21 protein-coding genes and 1 pseudogene are annotated in these 18,467 nt (G+C 44.1%); 13 read left to right on the forward strand and 9 right to left on the reverse strand.

All coding sequences use genetic code 11. From position 1 onward, the window contains the following. From QNH15_RS05995 to QNH15_RS06020, 6 genes are all read left to right on the forward strand, one after another. A complete protein-coding gene (locus tag QNH15_RS05995; RefSeq protein WP_283893306.1) occupies positions 1-825 on the forward strand; it encodes an aldo/keto reductase in 825 nt (274 codons plus the stop codon). Positions 826-1,021: 196 nt separating this feature from the next. Next, positions 1,022-1,168 carry a hypothetical protein gene (locus tag QNH15_RS06000; protein WP_156412540.1) on the forward strand — a complete coding sequence of 49 codons (147 nt, stop codon included), beginning with the start codon at positions 1,022-1,024 and terminating at the stop codon, positions 1,166-1,168. A gap of 35 nt (positions 1,169-1,203) precedes the next feature. Next, entirely contained in the window at positions 1,204-2,490 is a 1,287-nt protein-coding gene (gene aceA / locus QNH15_RS06005; protein WP_283893309.1) for an isocitrate lyase, read from the forward strand. Positions 2,491-2,660: 170 nt separating this feature from the next. Next, a complete protein-coding gene (locus QNH15_RS06010; RefSeq protein WP_061967565.1) occupies positions 2,661-3,545 on the forward strand; it encodes an ABC transporter ATP-binding protein in 885 nt (294 codons plus the stop codon). A gap of 1 nt (position 3,546) precedes the next feature. Continuing rightward, positions 3,547-4,767, forward strand: a complete 1,221-nt coding sequence (locus QNH15_RS06015; RefSeq protein WP_283893311.1) for an ABC transporter permease — start codon at positions 3,547-3,549, stop codon at positions 4,765-4,767. A 105-nt stretch (positions 4,768-4,872) separates the two neighbouring features. Continuing rightward, entirely contained in the window at positions 4,873-5,109 is a 237-nt protein-coding gene (locus tag QNH15_RS06020; protein WP_129477376.1) for a DUF2164 domain-containing protein, read from the forward strand. A 34-nt stretch (positions 5,110-5,143) separates the two neighbouring features. On the opposite strand, the gene QNH15_RS06025 is transcribed toward QNH15_RS06020, so the two are convergent. Beyond that, complete coding sequence (locus tag QNH15_RS06025) at positions 5,144-5,599, reverse strand: hypothetical protein (RefSeq protein ID WP_283893314.1); 456 nt, start codon at positions 5,597-5,599, stop codon at positions 5,144-5,146. A gap of 154 nt (positions 5,600-5,753) precedes the next feature. Here QNH15_RS06025 and QNH15_RS06030 point away from each other — a divergent pair, with 154 nt between their 5' ends. Continuing rightward, positions 5,754-6,413, forward strand: coding sequence for a type 1 glutamine amidotransferase domain-containing protein (locus QNH15_RS06030; RefSeq protein WP_283893316.1), 660 nt, complete (start codon positions 5,754-5,756; stop codon positions 6,411-6,413). A 134-nt stretch (positions 6,414-6,547) separates the two neighbouring features. After that, on the forward strand, positions 6,548-6,880 hold the full coding sequence (locus QNH15_RS06035) for an LSm family protein (protein WP_283895784.1): 333 nt from the start codon (positions 6,548-6,550) through the stop codon (positions 6,878-6,880). Between the two features lie 39 nt (positions 6,881-6,919). Here QNH15_RS06035 and QNH15_RS26310 read toward each other — a convergent pair. Continuing rightward, a pseudogene (locus QNH15_RS26310) lies at positions 6,920-7,111 on the reverse strand (hypothetical protein); the annotation flags it as partial. A 193-nt stretch (positions 7,112-7,304) separates the two neighbouring features. On the opposite strand from QNH15_RS26310, the gene ytvA reads away from it, so the two are divergent. Continuing rightward, complete coding sequence (gene ytvA, locus QNH15_RS06045; RefSeq protein ID WP_283893318.1) at positions 7,305-8,090, forward strand: YtvA family blue-light photoreceptor; 786 nt, start codon at positions 7,305-7,307, stop codon at positions 8,088-8,090. A 35-nt stretch (positions 8,091-8,125) separates the two neighbouring features. On the opposite strand, the gene QNH15_RS06050 is transcribed toward ytvA, so the two are convergent. Then, positions 8,126-8,707: a hypothetical protein gene (locus tag QNH15_RS06050; protein WP_283893320.1), complete on the reverse strand. Its 582-nt coding sequence runs from the start codon at positions 8,705-8,707 to the stop codon at positions 8,126-8,128. Between the two features lie 294 nt (positions 8,708-9,001). Between QNH15_RS06050 and QNH15_RS06055 the strand changes: the two genes are divergently transcribed. From QNH15_RS06055 to QNH15_RS06065, 3 genes are all read left to right on the forward strand, one after another. After that, positions 9,002-9,766, forward strand: coding sequence for a transporter substrate-binding domain-containing protein (locus QNH15_RS06055; RefSeq protein WP_425590392.1), 765 nt, complete (start codon positions 9,002-9,004; stop codon positions 9,764-9,766). 106 nt (positions 9,767-9,872) lie between these two features. Beyond that, a complete protein-coding gene (locus QNH15_RS06060) occupies positions 9,873-10,481 on the forward strand; it encodes an amino acid ABC transporter permease (RefSeq protein ID WP_283893324.1) in 609 nt (202 codons plus the stop codon). A 30-nt stretch (positions 10,482-10,511) separates the two neighbouring features. Further along, on the forward strand, positions 10,512-11,234 hold the full coding sequence (locus QNH15_RS06065; protein ID WP_061971419.1) for an amino acid ABC transporter ATP-binding protein: 723 nt from the start codon (positions 10,512-10,514) through the stop codon (positions 11,232-11,234). A gap of 59 nt (positions 11,235-11,293) precedes the next feature. On the opposite strand, the gene QNH15_RS06070 is transcribed toward QNH15_RS06065, so the two are convergent. From QNH15_RS06070 to QNH15_RS06090, 5 genes are all read right to left on the reverse strand, one after another. Further along, positions 11,294-11,581, reverse strand: coding sequence for a DUF3817 domain-containing protein (locus QNH15_RS06070; protein WP_283893328.1), 288 nt, complete (start codon positions 11,579-11,581; stop codon positions 11,294-11,296). 96 nt (positions 11,582-11,677) lie between these two features. Continuing rightward, positions 11,678-12,100 (reverse strand): GNAT family N-acetyltransferase, encoded by a 423-nt coding sequence (locus tag QNH15_RS06075; protein ID WP_283893330.1) that lies wholly within the window; start codon positions 12,098-12,100, stop codon positions 11,678-11,680. Between the two features lie 105 nt (positions 12,101-12,205). Beyond that, a complete protein-coding gene (locus QNH15_RS06080) occupies positions 12,206-13,456 on the reverse strand; it encodes a hypothetical protein (RefSeq protein WP_283893332.1) in 1,251 nt (416 codons plus the stop codon). A 2-nt stretch (positions 13,457-13,458) separates the two neighbouring features. Continuing rightward, complete coding sequence (locus QNH15_RS06085; protein ID WP_129477365.1) at positions 13,459-13,863, reverse strand: DUF6114 domain-containing protein; 405 nt, start codon at positions 13,861-13,863, stop codon at positions 13,459-13,461. An 18-nt stretch (positions 13,864-13,881) separates the two neighbouring features. After that, positions 13,882-14,478, reverse strand: a complete 597-nt coding sequence (locus QNH15_RS06090; protein ID WP_283893334.1) for a DUF6230 family protein — start codon at positions 14,476-14,478, stop codon at positions 13,882-13,884. 197 nt (positions 14,479-14,675) lie between these two features. Between QNH15_RS06090 and QNH15_RS06095 the strand changes: the two genes are divergently transcribed. Further along, entirely contained in the window at positions 14,676-16,172 is a 1,497-nt protein-coding gene (locus QNH15_RS06095) for a LuxR C-terminal-related transcriptional regulator (protein WP_283893335.1), read from the forward strand. A 60-nt stretch (positions 16,173-16,232) separates the two neighbouring features. Here QNH15_RS06095 and QNH15_RS06100 read toward each other — a convergent pair whose 3' ends face one another. Continuing rightward, complete coding sequence (locus QNH15_RS06100; RefSeq protein ID WP_283893336.1) at positions 16,233-18,329, reverse strand: DNA topoisomerase III; 2,097 nt, start codon at positions 18,327-18,329, stop codon at positions 16,233-16,235. Positions 18,330-18,467 lie beyond the last annotated feature (138 nt).

Genomic DNA, 18,467 nt, shown 5'->3' on the forward strand with positions numbered 1-18,467 from the left:
ATGATAAAAAGCATTTCAGATACAACCGTGCTGCATAACGGTGTTCGCATGCCATGGCTGGGGCTCGGCGTCTATAAAGCGGAGGATGGCCAGGAGGTCATTAACGCCATTCAATATGCGCTCGAAGCGGGATACAGAAGCATTGACACAGCTTCGTTTTACAAAAATGAAGAAGGTGTGGGACAGGCCCTCATGGAGTCGGGTGTTCCAAGGGAAGAACTTTTTATTACCACAAAAGTGTGGAATACGGAGCAGGGTTACGAAACCACACTGCAGTCTTTTGAAGAAAGCAGAAAGAAGCTCGCCCTCGATTATGTGGATCTGTTCCTGGTCCATTGGCCCGTTTCCGGCAAGTACAAAGACACTTGGCGAGCGTTGGAACATCTCTATAAAGACGGGAAGGTGAAGGCCATCGGTGTTTGCAATTTCGAAATCCACCATCTGGAAGACCTGCTCGGTGACTGTGAAATTGTGCCAATGGTCAATCAGGTAGAGTTCCATCCCCGTCTGACCCAAAAAGAATTGCTGTCTTATTGCAAGGACAAAAATATTCAGCTTGAAGCATGGCGGCCCTTGTTAAAGGGAGAAATCTTTGATGAGCCTGTTTTAGTGGAGCTGGCAAAAAAATATGAAAAGACAGTAGCACAGGTCATTCTCCGCTGGGATCTCCAAAATGGTGTCGTCACCATACCAAAGTCGGTAAATAAGGAAAGAATCTATCAAAACAGCGATATCTTTGACTTTGAATTAAGCAGAGAAGACATGGAACAGATCGACACATTGAATACGAATCATCGAAACGGACCCAATCCGAACGACTTTTAAAAGAAAAAACAGTAAGATTGTCACAAAACGCCATCTGTTATAGAACAGATGGCCTATTTTTTATTTTGTTATAAAAAATTGTTGCACATCCTTGTCGTTGTGTTATATATTATTTTACAAGATAATAAACTGTTTTATAACAGACTAAAAACACGAAGAGGAGGAAGTTAAATGGATTGTAAAGGATGCCAGGGGCATGGTGAGGAAACTTGCACGGAATGCAATGGTTCAGGGAAGCACAGGAACGGGAATTGCCCGGATTGCCAGGGTGACGGATGCGTATGCTGCAAACGTTGCAACGGAAACGGAATCATTGATTAAAGAGCTAATGGAACGTTTGTGAGGTACATGATTGCTATATTAAATAAGGAGTGAAAAATGATGAATCAAAAAGAAACGGCTGAACAAATCAAGGAGAACTGGAACGACAAGCGGTGGGAAGGAATAGAAAGAACGTATACGGCAGAAGACGTTGCCAGATTAAGAGGTTCGGTTCAAATTGAGCATACTCTTGCAAAAAGAGGGGCTGCAAGGCTTTGGAAATCACTGCAGGAAGAGAACTATGTTCATGCGCTGGGAGCATTGACAGGGAATCAGGCCGTTCAGCAAGTAAAGGCAGGACTGAAAGCGATTTACTTAAGCGGCTGGCAGGTAGCGGCAGATGCCAACCTTTCGGGTCACATGTACCCGGATCAAAGCCTGTATCCGGCAAACAGTGTGCCTAATGTGGTGAAAAAGATCAACCAGGCATTGCAGCGGGCCGACCAAATTGAATTCTCCGAGGGAAAAACGGACACCGACTGGTTTGTACCTATTGTTGCAGATGCGGAGGCCGGATTTGGCGGTGCGCTTAACGTTTTTGAAATGATGAAGGCGATGATTGAAGCAGGAGCTTCCGGTGTGCATTTTGAAGATCAGTTGTCCTCGGAGAAAAAATGCGGCCATCTTGGAGGAAAGGTGCTGCTGCCGACACAGCAGGCTGTGCGCCACCTGATTTCTGCAAGACTTGCCGCTGATGTGATGGGTGTGGATACGATCCTCATCGCACGGACAGATGCCAATGCGGCCAACCTGATTACAAGTGATGTTGATGCGTATGACCATCCGTTTTTAACGGGTGACCGTACAGCGGAAGGATTTTACAGAACAAGTGCCGGAATTGATCAAGCCATTGCCAGGGGACTTGCCTATGCTCCATACGCAGACCTGATCTGGTGCGAGACATCGGAACCAAACCTTGAAGAGGCACAAAAGTTTGCAGATGCGATCCATGAACGTTTTCCAGGTAAAATGCTCGCTTACAATTGCTCGCCTTCCTTTAACTGGAGAAAGAAGCTGGATGATGAAACAATCGCGACTTTCCAGCAGCAGATTGCAGCGATGGGCTACAAGTTCCAGTTTGTTACTCTAGCAGGCTTTCATGCCCTTAACCATGGCATGTTCGAACTTGCGAAGGAATATAAAACCAGGGGAATGGCCGCCTACTCGGAATTGCAGCAAAAAGAGTTTGACAGTGAAAAGGATGGCTATACGGCTACCCGCCATCAACGAGAAGTAGGTACAGGCTACTTTGATGAAGTGGCTCAGGCAATTTCAGGGGGCCTTTCTTCAACCACAGCATTAAAAGGATCGACTGAAGAAGAGCAATTCACGATCACCAATTGAAGTTTAAAAGAATCCTGCTTTCTCTTAAAGGGAGAGCAGTTTTTTTGTGTTGTGAAGTCAGCTTTAAACAAGGACTGTTTGATATTTCCATTTTTGTATGAGAGAATATAAGGCGTATTTTGCCAATATGCTAGAATGGTAACTTTTGCAGTACATAAGGGGGTTATTTTTTGTCGCTGAATCTGAAGAATGTAGACAAATCATTTGGAAAAACGCATGCGGTTTCCGAGTTTACAGTGAATCTGCCCAAGGGTCAGGTGCTGGGACTTCTTGGACGGAATGGAGCAGGCAAGACGACCACGATTAAAATGATATTGGGTCTTCTTGTACCGGATGCTGGGGAAATTTATTGGGAGGGAGCTCCCTTGGACAGAGAAAAGATTTCGATCGGATATTTGCCGGAGGAAAGGGGCTTGTACCAAAAAAGCAAGGTATCCGATCAGCTTCGGTATTTTGCAGAGCTGGAAGGGATGGACAGGCAGAGCGCTAATCAGGCAATTGACTACTGGCTGGAAAAATTAGAAATCCAGGAGCATAAAGAAAAAAAGGCCTCTGACTTATCAAAAGGCAATCAGCAGAAAATCCAGCTGATCGCCACCCTTATTCATGACCCGGAACTGCTCATTCTTGATGAGCCCTTCAGCGGCCTGGATCCAGTAAATGCCAATATGCTGGCGTCCATTATTGAGGAACAGGTTAAAATGAAAAAAACGGTTATCCTATCCTCTCACCGCATGGAGCAGATTGAAACATTTTGTGAAAAGGTCTGTCTGATGAAGGACGGTAAGACGGTAATCCAAGGCAACCTTAGTGAAATTAAGCAGAATTATGGCTACCGAAATCTGACTCTTCATAACGATGGGGAGCTTGAAAACAAGCTCCAGGAGTGGAAAATTGTATTCGAGAAAACACTCAATGAGGTAAAGCTTAAGGTGCGGGATGAGTCAGAAGCGTTTGAATTGTTTAGCCGGCTGCACTCGGCCCATATCCCGATTCGTTATTTTAAAATGCTTGAACCTACATTGAACGAAATCTTCCTGGAGAAGGTGAAGTAAGATGAAAAAATTTGCGGCAATTTATAAATTCCATTTAAAAGAAAACTTGAAATCAAAGGCATTTAAAATCTCAACGGCGATCATCTTTGTCGCCATATTGGCATTCTTTGCTTACTCCAATTGGGCGAATCAGAATGACAGCGGGAATAAAGATACCATTGCCGTAATCAATAAGACGGAAAGTAACATAAACGTCAACGCCCTGAACAAAACATTAGATGAGACAAAGCTGGGATCAGCACAGAAGGATGAGGAAGAGAAGTTTCGAAAAAAGGTGGAAAAAGGTGACCTGGATGGACTGTTGCTTGTCCGCGAGCAAAAAGGGGTCCCGGCCCTGACGTATATCTATAAAAACTTCCCGAACAATGAAGCGGTACCCGTGGTTTCACAAGCACTGCAGCAATCGTATATTGCTGACACGATTGCCAAAAATAAAATCAATCCGAAAACCGCCACATCTCTCCTTTCAACCGTGCAGGTGAAAGAAGAGGTTCTAAAGGATACCAGTAATACGTTTGGAATCGTTTATGTGTTTGTTTTCTTTATGTATCTGTTTATTATTGCATTCGGACAAATGATCGCCACCGCGGTCGCTGCAGAAAAATCCTCAAGGGTTATGGAAATCATGATTCCGAAAGTGAAGCCCATTTTGATGATGTATGCAAAAATTGCCGCCATTTTAACGGGAGCTATCGTTCAACTCGCAATTATTGCTGCAGCCGGATTAATCGCTTATGCCATCGGCTGGCTCGATACCAACGAGCTTTCCATTTTTGGATCGGGAATCGATCTGTCCAACCTGACCCCTGGCGTCATTGCCGCGTTTATCACTTACTTCATATTGGGATACCTTCTGTATGCGATGATGTATGCTGCTGTCGGTTCCATGGTCAGCCGCACAGAAGACTTGGGCGCCTCACAGTTTCCAATCATTATGCTTATTATGGGGGCATTCTTCATCGGAATGCGGTCGCTGTTCGATCCTTCGACAACGCTCGTTGTGGTCAGCTCGTACATTCCCTTTTTCTCACCGATTGTTACATTTTCAAGAATCGTAGCGGGTGAGGCAGGTACACTTGAAGTGATCATCACCATTGCCATCCTGTTAATCTCCTTGTTGTTCATCAACCGGCTGGCAGGAAGAATTTATGTGCATGGGGTCATGCATTACGGCGGAAAAGTAAAATTCAAAGACATGATTCTGCTTGCAAAAGGCAAGTGAGAAAGGAAAGCCGGCAGCATGGGTCTGCGGGCTTCTTTTTTTAAGAATGAATGGGAGACACACAGGAAGAATGATACACTGATAAAGAATAGGGGAGGCGGTATTATGCTTATACAATGGAAAAAAGAACACAAGGATCAGGCAATCCGGGATATTCAGCAGTTTTTCTATGACGAAAGAGGAGAAGAAATCGGAGAGATCGCGGCAGAAAATGTGTTGGATTTTTTTTCCTCACAGCTGGGGCAGCACTTTTATAATCAGGGAATCAAAGATTCATTGAATGTGGTCAGAGACCGGCTTGGGGCAGTGGAAGATGATTTGTATGCTCTTGAGCGTAAATGAGTAAAAGCAGCAAGGCTGGCGGCCTGCTGCTTTTTTAAATGTTCAGCCTCACAACGGCACGAAGACGGAAGCTGCCGCTCATCCGGATTCTCTGTGCCTGCTCGGTTGATGCGTATAAGGTGTAAATAGCCAATTCAGCATTATCGCTCAGGGTTTCAGAGCCTGTAAGTGCCGTCGTCTTTTGCATCTGAAGATCCTGGGTGCTATCCTCTGTCTCTGCCACAAGGATGTCAGGATTTCGCCTTACCGTGAGCTTTATTGTTGCAGGTTCACACGGAAAGCCCGCCGTCCATCCGGCCGATGCTTCGATTTCTACCTTGTTTCCTTTGGACAACTGTGTAAAATGCACTGACAGGAGGGGGATTTCTTGATTAGGCGGAAGAAAGTCACTTGGACTGTTCAAGTCAGCTTCTTTGGTGATGGCCAGTTTTTTCTGAAACGTGCTGTATCGTTTCGCATCGGTGGTGCTGTTTCCAAATTTAAACTTCATGCTTGTTCCTCATTCTGCTTTTTTGATAGTTTATGTGAATGAAAGGACAAGGGATTGGACCTGCAGCCCTATGGGATGGGTGTCGGATGTTTATCATTTGGGAAAGTAAGGAATAAATACGGGTGCAGATGAAATTAAAAAGGAGTGAAGTGAAATGTCATCCAAAAAGATACTGTTTGTTGTAACCAGTCATGGTACCATCGGAGATCACAAAACGGGTTTGTGGCTTGAAGAGTTTGCCGTTCCATACAATGAATTTAAAAAACAGGGCTATGAGATCAAAGTGGCAAGCATCGCTGGAGGCGATGTTCCATTGGATCCCAACAGTCTTGAAGGGGATACAGGACAATTTGAGGAAGCAAAAGCCATTTTGAAAGATACGCCTCCATTAACGAGAGATGATGCCCATGGATTCGATGCGATCTTTCTTCCGGGAGGACATGGAACCGTGTTTGATTTTCCGAACAGCCACGATCTCCAGGTCGTTGTTTGTCAATTTGCAGAAGATGATAAGGTAATTGGTTCTGTATGTCACGGTCCCTCCGGACTGGTCATGGCTGCCTGCGCAAACGGGGCTCCAATTGTAAAAGGGAAAAAGGTTTCGGCGTTCACCGATTCGGAAGAGGCGGAAATGAATCTTACCGAAGAGGTGCCTTTTCTTTTGGAAACGAGATTGCGCGAACTGGGAGCAGAATTTGTAAAAGGAGAGAACTGGGCGGATTTTGCTGTAGCTGACGGAAAGCTTGTTACCGGTCAGAATCCGCAGTCAAGCTTAAGCGTAGCAAAGAAAGTTATTGAAGTTCTTGAAGCATAACGGCCACTAAAAAAAGCTGTCAGTAACCAGCGCACGCTGGAATCTGGCAGCTTTTTTTTGCAAAGTTGGGTGGATAAGCGGTGCAATCCTGAATAAGCGGAATAAGATGGTATGTACAAAGGAGGAGATAGAACATGAATCTGGACAAAGACCTAAAGCCAACAATGAATGCTGTTCCTCCCGCTGCCCTCCAAAAAGCGGGCTCCCACCAACCTTATCACTATTTGCTTCTATGCCGGCAATATATGGGACAGTACAGTGAACTGGAAATGATGGATGGAGAGGTCTATTCTGGACTGTTAAGTTCCTATGATAGTGAAAATCTCTATATGGCTATACCCTTGAACGTGAAAGAGGCGGAAGCCAGCCGTGTCGTGTTCCCTTTTTTTGCAGGCGAACTGCATCCGGGAGTTGGACTTTTCGGCTTTCCTTTCCATGGCATACGACGTTTTCGGCCGTACGCCTGAAGGCCTTTTAGTTCGAGTGGACAGGATTAAATAAAATAAAGGCCGATTATCAGCTTGTCCATAACCTGATAATCGGCCTTTGTGTTTGTTTTGCATCTTCTTTTGTAGTTTGGTTTTCGTTTTTCTGGTCCGCAGATCGGCAAGGGCATAAATTCCCCTGTTATCCGAAGGGTTCCTTTTTCCTTCCCTGATCATCCGGTCTCGGAGTTTCCTGGCTTTGCTTTTACTCATGGTTCATCCCTCCTGTTTATAGTATACAGATGATCACGTGATTTGTAAGGGCAACCTTTCGTCATTTTCCGGGAAATAAATAGCGGGTTCTTCAACAAATGGGGGATAAGGGGGGGAAGTTAGGAAACAAGGAAGAATAATGATATAATGGCCCTAAATTAGTAGAACGGTGTATCAGAAGGGAGAGGATGTGTTGAAACAAAATCTGAATCTTTTTAAGGAAAAGGTGTCATTGCTTGAAAAAGCCCTTGATTTTACTAGAGTGGGCATTACTATTACCGACCCATCGCTCTCCGATAATCCCATTATTTATGTTAATGAAGGCTTCCTGTCCATGGCTGGTTATGAGTATGAAGAAGTGATCGGGAAAAATTGCCGCTTTCTTCAGGGGGAAGATACGGATAAAGATTCTGTCAGGGAAATAAAAGAAGCCTTGCAGGATAAGAAGAAAATTTCCATTAAACTGAGAAACTACCGGAAAGACGGCACGCCATTTTGGAACGATTTAACGATCGATCCCTTTTATATGGAAGAGGAGGGAAAGTACTATTTCATCGGCATTCAAAATGATATCACTAAACAGGAAGAGTATCAGGAGAGGCTGGAAATAACATTAAAGGAAATTGACCGTTTGTCCACACCTCTTGTTCCTGTTACAGATAATACGCTGGTTCTTCCATTGATCGGAAACCTATCCCGTGAACGGTTTGAAAAGATCACCGAAATCGTTGTTTCTGACACAAATGTAAGACATGCTACATATTTAATACTGGATCTTTCTGGATTGGGCATGTTTGATGATCACACTTCATCCCTGATTTTTCAACTGCATCATCTTATTAAACTGCTTGGCACGGACCTTGTACTAACCGGTATTTCTGCACAACTTGCCATGAAAGCAGGCACCAGCCATGAATTGTATTCCTTGAAAACCTATTTGTCGGTTCAAGAAGCCATTAACGATTTGAGCAAAATATAAAAGAAACAGAGTGCCGGCATCCTGGCGCTCTGTTTTTATTTTATATACATCATACGGCTGGCAAGACTCATGCCTTTTGGATATTTGAAGCCAATGATCATCCATAAACCGAAGAAAACGAAGCAGAAAAAAATGAATACAACGAGAAAAATATCCCATAAAAAATGATTTTGAGGCTTCTTGAACTTATATTCAATATGCCAATTTCCATCTCCGAGATTAAGAGTATTATCGACTTTTCCTTTTGCTTTTGAAAATACATAGATGGGAGAAGTGGTGCTTTCATCTCCTTTGACTGGTTTTTGTGAAAAAACAGCCAAATACTCCAGTCCTTCGATCTTTGAGGCAATGGACGAAATTTTTTCTTTGGCGGGTGAAGATAATGTTTTTGAATCCTGCTGATCCAGTACTTTAAAAATTTCATTGGGATTGTGAGAAAATAGAGTGGTGCGTTTATAGTCCTGCCACATAAAAATGGCAAACACCAGAAAGCTTACACTCATAAACAGCAAGGTAGACCGGAGAAGCAAGCGGGTGGAACCAAGGGTTCCCCGTTTTTTTCGTTTCTTCTTTTTATACTCCGAAAGAAGGATAACTTTTGGATGATCCCCCATCATTTTTCGCACCCCTCCCTTTAAACAAAGTGAATTATTGATATATTCTACAAAATTTGAAATAATCCTACGATTAGTTACATGGTAATTAGGGTAAATATCTCATGGGACTATTGTTTGGTATCTGAGGATCAAAGCGTTCTAAAAAAAGCAGAGGTGAACATATACCCAGGATAGTACAATCTCTCTAGTACTTTTGTGGCTAGTATTTGAAGATTCAACACGTTACCATTGAATTAGTCAGAACTATCAAACATTAAAAAAGGGGGAAAAGCAGTGAAAAAGTTCTATTTGCCAATGTTGTTAATTGCTGCGATGATTTTGTCGATTGCCGGCTGCGGGTCCTCGACATCCACAACGAAGAGTGGGGATGAGGTGGAACTTAAAGAAGATGGCGTTTTTTCTTTTGTCGTCTCAGGCGAGTTCTATCCGTTCAGCTATTCAGACAAGAATGGTAAGCTTGATGGATTTGATGTTGCAGTTGGAAAGGCTCTTGCCAAGGAAATGGGATTGAAGGCAAAAGTGGACAAGCAGAAATTCCATGGAATTGTTACGGCGGTTAAGACCAACCGGTTTGATGCAGCTGTTGCCAGCCATACTATTACTCCTGAACGAAAGAAAGCGGTAAATTTCAGTACACCGTATTATTATTCCGGACCGGTTTTGTTTGTTCAAAAGGGCAGCGGCATTAAGAATGTAAACGACCTTAAAGGCAAGAATATCGCTGTAGCGAAAGGCTCTACATACGAAAGTGAAGCACAAAAATACTCCAAAGACATATCGGTATATGACAGCGATGTAACCGCATTGCGTGCCTTAAGTGAAAAGAAGCATGATGGTGTCATTACGGACTCCATTACCGGCAAACAGGCTATTGCAAAAGGCTTTAAAGTAGAGGAAGCAGAAACGCTTGGCACGAGCGAACAAGCGATTGCGGTATCAAAGAAAGACAAGCAGCTGTTAAAAGCGATCAACAAAGCGCTGGAACAATTAAGGAAAGACGGAACATTGAAAGAAATAAGCGAAAAATACCTGAAAACCGATATTACAAAAAAACCATAAAATCGATGAAGAATGTGTGTTACACTGCACATTCTTTTCTTTCAAAAGGAGCTGAACCAAGATTAGACATTTTTTCGAAGTATTTATCGACAGCTATCCGCTCTTTATGAAAGGATTGCTGCTTACCTTACAAATTACGGTGGTTTCCGTATTAATTGGTACGATAGTCGGATTGCTGTTTGCCTTTTTTAAGCTGTCAAACAGCAAAATTCTTAACTGGATTGCCAACGTGTACATAGCGATTATCAGGGGTACGCCGTTGATCGTACAGATTTTCTTCTTTTATTTCGGTTTAGCAGAACTTGGAATTTCTTCTTACTGGTGTGCAACACTGGGTTTGGCGCTGCATAACAGTGCCTACATCGCCGAGATTTTCAGGGGCTCCATCCAGTCCATTAATAAAGGACAGCTCGAAGCAGGACGGTCACTTGGCATGAGCACGGCACTTGCCATGAGGAGAATTGTGCTTCCTCAGGCATTCCGGCGCGCACTGCCTCCGCTTGGCAACCAGTTTATCATCGGACTGAAGGATTCATCATTGGCCGCCTTTATTTCGTCTTCAGAATTGTTTAATGTGGCCACCACCCAGGGGTCAAGAACGTTTGAAGAAATGACGTATCTTTTAATAGTGGCGATTTACTATCTGGTACTGGTATTGTTGTTCACCCTTTTGGTTAATAAACTGGAAGGGAAAATTGCCGGAGGAGACGAGTAGGGGGGAACGAGTGTGAAACAGAGAAAAGTAATGATAAACGTTAACAACTTGAATAAGTCCTTTGGTGAACTGCATGTTCTAAAGGATGTGAATATCGAAGTTCATGAGCAGGATGTTGTGGTTTTAATTGGTGCCAGTGGTTCAGGTAAAAGCACATTGCTCCGCTGTTTAAACTATTTGGAGTACAAGGAGAGCGGCACGATAACTATTGATGGCAAAGTAATTGAACCAGATCAAACGGATTTGAACAAAGTGCGTCAGGAAGTGGGAATGGTCTTTCAGCATTTTAACCTTTTCCCTCATAAGACGGTATTGGAAAATGTGATTGAAGCCCCGGTAATGGTCAAAAAGATTCCAAAAGAAGAGGCGATCGAGGAAGGTAGAGCGCTTTTAAAGAAAGTGGGATTGGCGGACAAGGAACATGTTTATCCATCAAAGCTTTCCGGCGGCCAGAAACAAAGGGTGGCGATTGCAAGATCACTCGCCATGAAGCCAAAAATCATGTTGTTTGATGAGCCGACTTCGGCCCTCGATCCCGAATTGGTTGGTGAAGTGCTGTCGACGATGAAGGATCTGGCGAAAGAAGGAATGACCATGCTCGTCGTAACACACGAAATGGGCTTTGCAAGAGAAGCGGCCGATACTGTGGTGTACATGCATGACGGCAAAATTGTAGAAAAGGGTACACCGAGCGATATTTTTTCCCAGCCGAAGCATCAGCGTACAAAAGATTTTCTTGGAACTATCCTGTAAATAAAAGATAAGAAGGCCAGGCCCGTCTTTGAACCGATCAAAGAAAAAGGCCTGGTTTTTTATGCGTTTTTTTTCAAATAGGAGTCAAAAACGAAGGGACCGAAGGGAAGGACTGAAGCAACAAGGGCTCCTATGACGAGAGGGAATGACCAACGGTTTTTAAATGTGGCATAAGCCAGTGCGATCAGATAAAGAACAAAAAACAGCCCATGTAGAGAACCGGCAATGGTAACAGCCAGTGGAAGATCGGCAAAGTATTTGAGCGGCATGGCAATGGCAAGCAAAACAAGAAACGAGATGCCTTCAAGTGTTCCAATTAGGATAAAACGTTTGAGGGATGGATTCATACCTGATTACCTCCTGTATCTTATGTCCCTATTAATTTACCATAAGCAAAGGGATTATTGAGCAGGAAATTACAGAGAGTTGTGAATCCTTTTTGTCTATTTTTCTACTAGATACTCAGCTTCCAAATCTTTGTTCAGGTAGCGCGCCATGGCGGTTTTTGCGCTTTTCAGTCCTGCTTTTTCATAAAACGGTTCATTACTCGTTGTGGAAATTAAATGCACGCAGGAAATGTCCTTAAGCTGATTAAGAAGGTCCTCCAAAACGAGCTTCCCAACTCCCTTTCTTTGAAATTGCGGGTGAATGATCACGTCATAAATGGCTGCATTGAACACGCCATCAGACAGTGCTCTCCCAAGGCCTGCAAGCCGGCTGTCAGCGTAGGCTGCAGCAACATGGCTGCTGTTGCTGTATATAGTTTGCAAAGCTATAAGGGTATGCCGGGTCCAGCCTACAGCGTGGTAGATGGACAATACCTCATTCCAATCTAGGCCTGTAATGTTTCTATCAATCTTGTACACTGTACCTCCTCCTGCTCTATATCATTTGTTTTATTTTAACTTCCATACGCTGTTAATGCCAGGAGAAAAAGCAGCCTGGAATGTAGTGCAGGCTGCTGGGTTCTATTATGAAAAGAGGCCGTCCAATGGTTTTAAAAGATCAGGCAGAAATTTGAGTGAGGAGTGACTCTCCATCTCCTTCTCCATCTTTTTTAACAGGTCAGGATCGGCGAGCTGATCTTTGTTCAGGGAAGATAAGTGAAGGTTCTTTAATAGCTGACTCTGAACAAGCTTAAGCTGTTTGGTCGCAGACTCATTAGTTGGACAGAGGCCAGTGAGCGGAATTTTTTCTTTTTGGGCCTCATCAATGAAGTTAAGACCAAGCTTTTTAGGTACAGATCCATTCAGTATCCCTGCCTTCTGGCAAAGCTGCTGTTTCGTTTGTTGTATGGTTTTCTTGACTTTTTTCTTCTCCTTTTTGGCAGTTTCCTTTGTTTTATCAATGACTTTTGGCACTTTTGTAATTTCTTTTTTTACACCTTGTTTAACTGGATGGGTTACATGCTCCAGTGGTTTTTTTACGTGTTTTACCGGGTCGGACACATCTTCCAATGGTTTTTTAACGTGCTTTACAATGTGTTCGGCATCAGGTTTCTCCTGCTTTTTGTCCGGTTTTTTCTCAGCTTTTTTTATAGGATCCTTTGACAGCCTGGGAAGTGCTTTTTTTATCTCATCCGAAGGTGAAGCAGGCTTTTCAGGCGATTTTTCTTTGTCCTCTTTTTGGTCTTCGCAGGTCAGCGGGAGATGGCCGTTCATAAGCTTATTGACGGCTTCTTTCACTTCCAATAAGGGAAGCGAGGCAAGGTCCTGAAGCACTTTCGGAGCAGCTGGCCGCTGTTGTCCATGATTGCCTTTTACCGTAGTAAGCGTCAGTCTGTCCAATTCTCCTTTTGAGGCTTCCATTTTGTGTATGAGCATGGTTACCTTTTTAAGTCCTGGGTCGGGGATTGGTTTTCCTGCGGTCAGGCATGCTCCCTTTAGTGAAAATGCCGAAGCATCAGCGGTCATATTTGTCATATGAACAGGTCCGTGTGCCTGCATAATTACAGTGACCGGCCCTTCATCGGTCGAAAGTACCTTTGTAAGCTTCATACCATACAGTGTGGCATTACGGTATTGAAAGCGGATCATGGGTTTTGATTTTGCTGATGACGTTTCTCCCATCACTACTTGAGGGAGCATGATTCCGCCCTCCACCCGATCTGCGCTGACCACAAACCCTTCGTCATTTTGCCCGCTTGCTGCCGCTTGTGCGTGATTTGGAACATAGAGCAAGGCCATAACAAGCAAACAGGTCAAGCCTTTTAATGCTCGCATCCTCATTTCGCTTCTACCAGTTCAGGAGACTCATAGCCGGTATAAGCATCACTTTGTTCATCATTCTTCTGAAGAGGGGCAGGAGGGTTCCAGGCAATCATCAGGGATCCCCCGGTAATACCAAGTAATGTTCCGATGAGAAACCCACCCAGAGCTCCGATCACGGACAATATGGATAAAAAGATGGTTATAATCCCCAGCAGTTTGGAGAACTGGGGAAAAATCAGTGCCATGACACCGAGCAAAAGAATCATGCCGCCAAATAAAATGCCAATTACAGAGACAGTACCTGGCAGGAAAGCTTTCACAATAAGATTCAAGGGCACCCACAGGATCAATGCCCCAGATATCAAGGTCAGCAGTGACCCGGTAAAAGGGCGTTCATGTTTCCATTGTCTAACTGACATCTTTATTCCTCCTTGTTGTTAATTGGCTGGTTTGTTGATGCGTTCCACCGTAACTTTCATTCCGTTCATCACAATCTTCTCTTGGAAAAGGTAATGCGTTTTAATTTTTGCATGATTTAGCTCAATGGTTGAAGACATTTGCTGAAACTGTTTCTGCCAGTCACTGCTCTGTTTTTCTTTCAATGCAAGGTTACTGAACTTGGCATCCGCATTGATCACAGAAGCGTCCTGCTGCAGACCGGAGATATGAACCGGTTTACTGGCGGCAATTTTTACACGGATCCATTTGTCCCCGCTAATATTAAAATCTTTATACAGCTGCAGATGATCAATGGTTAAATCCTTAATCAGGTTGGTGCCCTGAGGAGTCGATTTCTCCTTGCTGGATTCACCCATTTTCGGGTAGAAGGTATAGCCGTTTCCTTCCAGGTGATCAAACTCAACATAGAAGTTACCTACTCCTGCCATCGGTATGGCATAAGCAGTCCCGGATACTCCCATAAAGCTCAGCAGTGCGGCGAGTACCACCATGCCTGATGCGAAAGCTTTCCAAAACACCCTTTTGTTCACGTTTCCTTTGTTGAGGGTTGTTTTCAATTCGACCGTTTTACCCATCAGTATCCCACCCTTTTTAATATGATGAAAGCGCTTTAATAATGTAACTGTAAGGTTTGTTTAGTAAGTTGACAATTCCGATAAGTATCGTAATTACGGGGATCACCCCGACAATTGTCGGGTTAAATGGGCGGATATTGTAAAAAGATTTCGAAAACTATAAAGTGAATGTAAGCAGTGGGGAGGAGGGGCTGGATATGGACGAGCTTTTTTTAAATGGCATGGCATTATTGGCAAAGTATGGCGGAGATATATTAAACAACTGGAAAACGATAAAAAGTGAGCTATCCTCTCAGCATGAACAGGACCTCATTACGGAATTTGACGGAATGATGACCTACTCCTTTGAGGAACTGCTGAAAAAGAACGATTGTGAGCATATCAATCAGCTCATACTTGCCATGATCTCGCAATGGAGAGACCACTATTCCATGGACGTTGACTACAGCCAGGTTATTTTTTTGCTGTCTGCCATTGAAAATATGATTCATCATATTCTTGAACAGGAAGAAAATCCAAGGATCATTGATCATCAGTCCATTCAGTATATTTTCAACAAGCTTTTAGACCATGTTCTGATTCCTTTGACATCGGAAACGAACGGGCATCAGTGGCTGGATACAATGATCACCTCTAACATTATCCCTCTTCATTGGGCTGCGCTGCTGAGAATTGAGGATTTCGAGTATAAATTAATCGAGCTGAAAAGTGTAGATACCGGGCAGGACAATCAATCGCTCATAGAAATCTGCAAAACGATGTCCGCTCCCACATCCGAACAGCTGTCCCTTGCTTTGTGCCGCCTGATGAATCCTGGTACGAAACAGCCGAGAGTCATTCCTGTTTCATTTGCCAAAGAAACCTTGCTGCTTTGTGTAAAATCAACCGATGCGGGAAGCATTTCTTCCCAGCGTATTGAATTGATTTCGAACATGTACAAAAAGCAGCTCAAGATGAATACACTTGAAAGTGAAAACGAATGGAAAGATGCTGCTCTGCTATATACACTCCGATTGCTTATGGCACAAACCTGTACCGAAACACTTAAAACAGTTACGGATGGTTTTGTGGATTATTTAAAGTTTGAAAGAAGTGCCCTCTTTCTGTACTCCCCGCGGGTGGAGCGGGTTGTATTTGCGGCTCATCGCAACCTGGGACATAATATTCAGGAAATCCAAGTTGATTTTACTGAGGTTGCTTTTTTAAAGAATCATTTGCAGAAGATTCTTCAGTCCAAGCCCATTTATCTTGAGGATGCTTCCAAGCAGATTCCTAAAGGACTGGAAGAGCAGTTCAAGGTGGCATCGCTCATCGCCGTTCCGGTATTTACACCTCGAAAAGGGCGTTTTCTCGGGCTGGTATTGCTTGACTGTAACGGAGCGCACTTTGAGGAACCGACACCAAACGAGCAGGCCATGCTCATGAAATTCGGTCAGTATGCAGGAGAGGCTCTTTATAAGCAATGGGGGACGGTTATTCAACTGCTTGACATGGATTCACCGATCTTGACGCCAAGAGAAAAAGAGGTGCTGAAGCTGATGGCACAGGGGGAAACCATTCAGCGGGCCGCTTCACTTCTTCATTTAAGTCATTACACTGTAAGGGATTACGTAGCCGGTATCATAAAAAAATTAAAAGTGAAGAATCGGACAGAGGCTGTTGTGAAAGCCATTCGGATGAATTTTATCGAATAAAAAAGGCCAGAGGCTGCTGATGAGCAATCATCAACGGACTCTGGTCTTTATTAAATGGGTTTAATCTTTTTTCTTGAGGGCCGCTTTCAGTGCATCGGCCAGGCTGTTGCCCATCGGGGCCTCTTCCTTTTTCTTGTATTTATTCAACAGCTGGCGTTCCTCACGTTTGGATACGGTCTTTTTACGGTCCTCTGCTTTTTCAACCACGTTGCATGGCCGGCATTGGAAATAGGTACCGGCTTTGCCGTTGTGAATCTCCATTTTTTTATGGCATTGCGGGCAGCGGCGGTTGGAAAGCTTGGGGTCCTTTCGCTTTCTGAAGCTGCATTCTCTGCTGGAGCATACAAGCATTTTCCCGTCGCGTCCTTTGACTTCCTTCATGAATTCTCCGCACTCCGGGCACTTCGAACCAGTAAGGTTATGCGCTTTATAGGTTTGTTCACTGCCTTTGATTTCCTTGACAAGCTGCTTGGTCTGCGTTCTGATCTTCTCGAGGAAATCTTTTGGATTGCCTTTGCCCCGTGCAATATCCTCCAGTTGTTTTTCCCATTTTGCCGTTAATTCCGGCGACTTCAGCTCGCTGTTTACCAAATCAATCAGTTGTTTGCCCTTTGGTGTAGGATGGAGCCGGTTATTCTGGCGGTCAATGGTTTCGGTGCTGAGCAGGCGCTCTATGATGTCGGCACGCGTTGCCGGTGTCCCGAGTCCGAATTTTTCCATGCGCGCGAGCAAATCGGCTTCATTAAAGCGGGCAGGCGGCTCGGTCAGTTTTTTCTGCATTCGCGACTCTTTTACACTGAATTCCTGTCCGGATGTAAGATTTCCAAGCGGTTTGCTATGGGAATCTTCCTCATCCTTCCCGGTGATTTTTTTGAATCCGGCGTCAACAACCTTCGTTTCTCTGGCTGAAAAGGATTCGCCTTTTACATCAATGACCGCATGAATGGTTTCTGTCTGGTACGGTCCGTAAAATAATGCGAGAAAGCGGCGGACGATGATATCATACAGCTTCCTTTCATCGGCTGACAGATCACCGAGGTGCGGGGGTTCATCTGTTGGGATGATCGCATGGTGGTCGGACACTTTGTCGTTGTTAAATACCTTTTTCACAAGCACCGTTCCTTTATTTTTCAGGACGGGCTGAACTTCGTCACGATATGCGGAAGAGAGCGCCTGCAGCCTGTCATTCATCGTATTTTTCATGTCCACAGTCAAATATTTGGAATCTGTACGCGGGTAAGTAACAAGCTTATACCGTTCATACAGATTTTGCAGGACACTGGAGGTTTTCTTGGCAGAGAACCCGAAGCGCCGGTTGGCATCACGCTGCAGCTCCGTTAAATCATACGGAAGAGGCTGCTGTTCAGCTTTTGATTTCGTATTCAGGGAAATAACTTTCCCTTTTTCGTTTTTTACAAGCTCTCCAACTTTTTCCGCTTGGGAACGATCAAAAATCCGGCGTTCTCCATTCTTCTCCCACACCGCCTCAAGGGGTCCAATTTTGGCATCAATCGTAAAATATTCTTTTGGCACAAACGCTTTAATGTCTGCTTCGCGTTCCAGAATCATGGAAAGAGCAGGTGTCTGCACACGGCCTGCGGACAGTTGTTCATTGTATTTCGTAGTTAATGCACGTGTGACATTCAAACCGATCAGCCAGTCCGCTTCGGAACGGCATACCGCGGATTGATAAAGAAAATCATATTGATTGGCAGGCTTCAGATTTTTGAAGCCGTCCTTGATGGCCCGGTCGGTCTGTGAAGAAATCCAGAGCCGTTTAACTGGCTTTTTCCAGCGAAGTTTCTCAAGAATCCAGCGTGCAACCAGCTCTCCCTCACGCCCGGCATCCGTCGCAATAATAAATTCACCCACATCTTTTCTGCGGGCGAGCTGTTCAATTCCCTTATATTGGTGGCTGACCTGGCGAATGAGTTTTAATCCCATTTCTTTTGGGATGATCGGCAGGTCTTCCATCCTCCAGGTTTTATATTCCTTGTTATAATCCTCGGGCATCTTTAGTTCTACTAGGTGGCCGAGCGCCCACGTTACAATGTATTTCGGTCCTTCTATATATTGTTTTGATTGCTTACTGCACCCAAGCACACGGGCCAGGTCTCTGGCAACACTCGGTTTTTCAGCAAGTACAATGGATTTCATAAAATGAATAAGCTCCTTTCTACAACAGCAGTTTCCTAAACTGCATCCCTTATCAGTATAGCCGATTCAAGGCTTCTTCGAAAATGATATGAAAAAACACAGTGACTAAAGGTTAAAAAGATGAAATGATTTCCGATA

Origin of the sequence: Fictibacillus enclensis, from assembly GCF_030123385.1 — a bacterium.
GTDB lineage: Bacteria > Bacillota > Bacilli > Bacillales > Fictibacillaceae > Fictibacillus_C > Fictibacillus_C enclensis.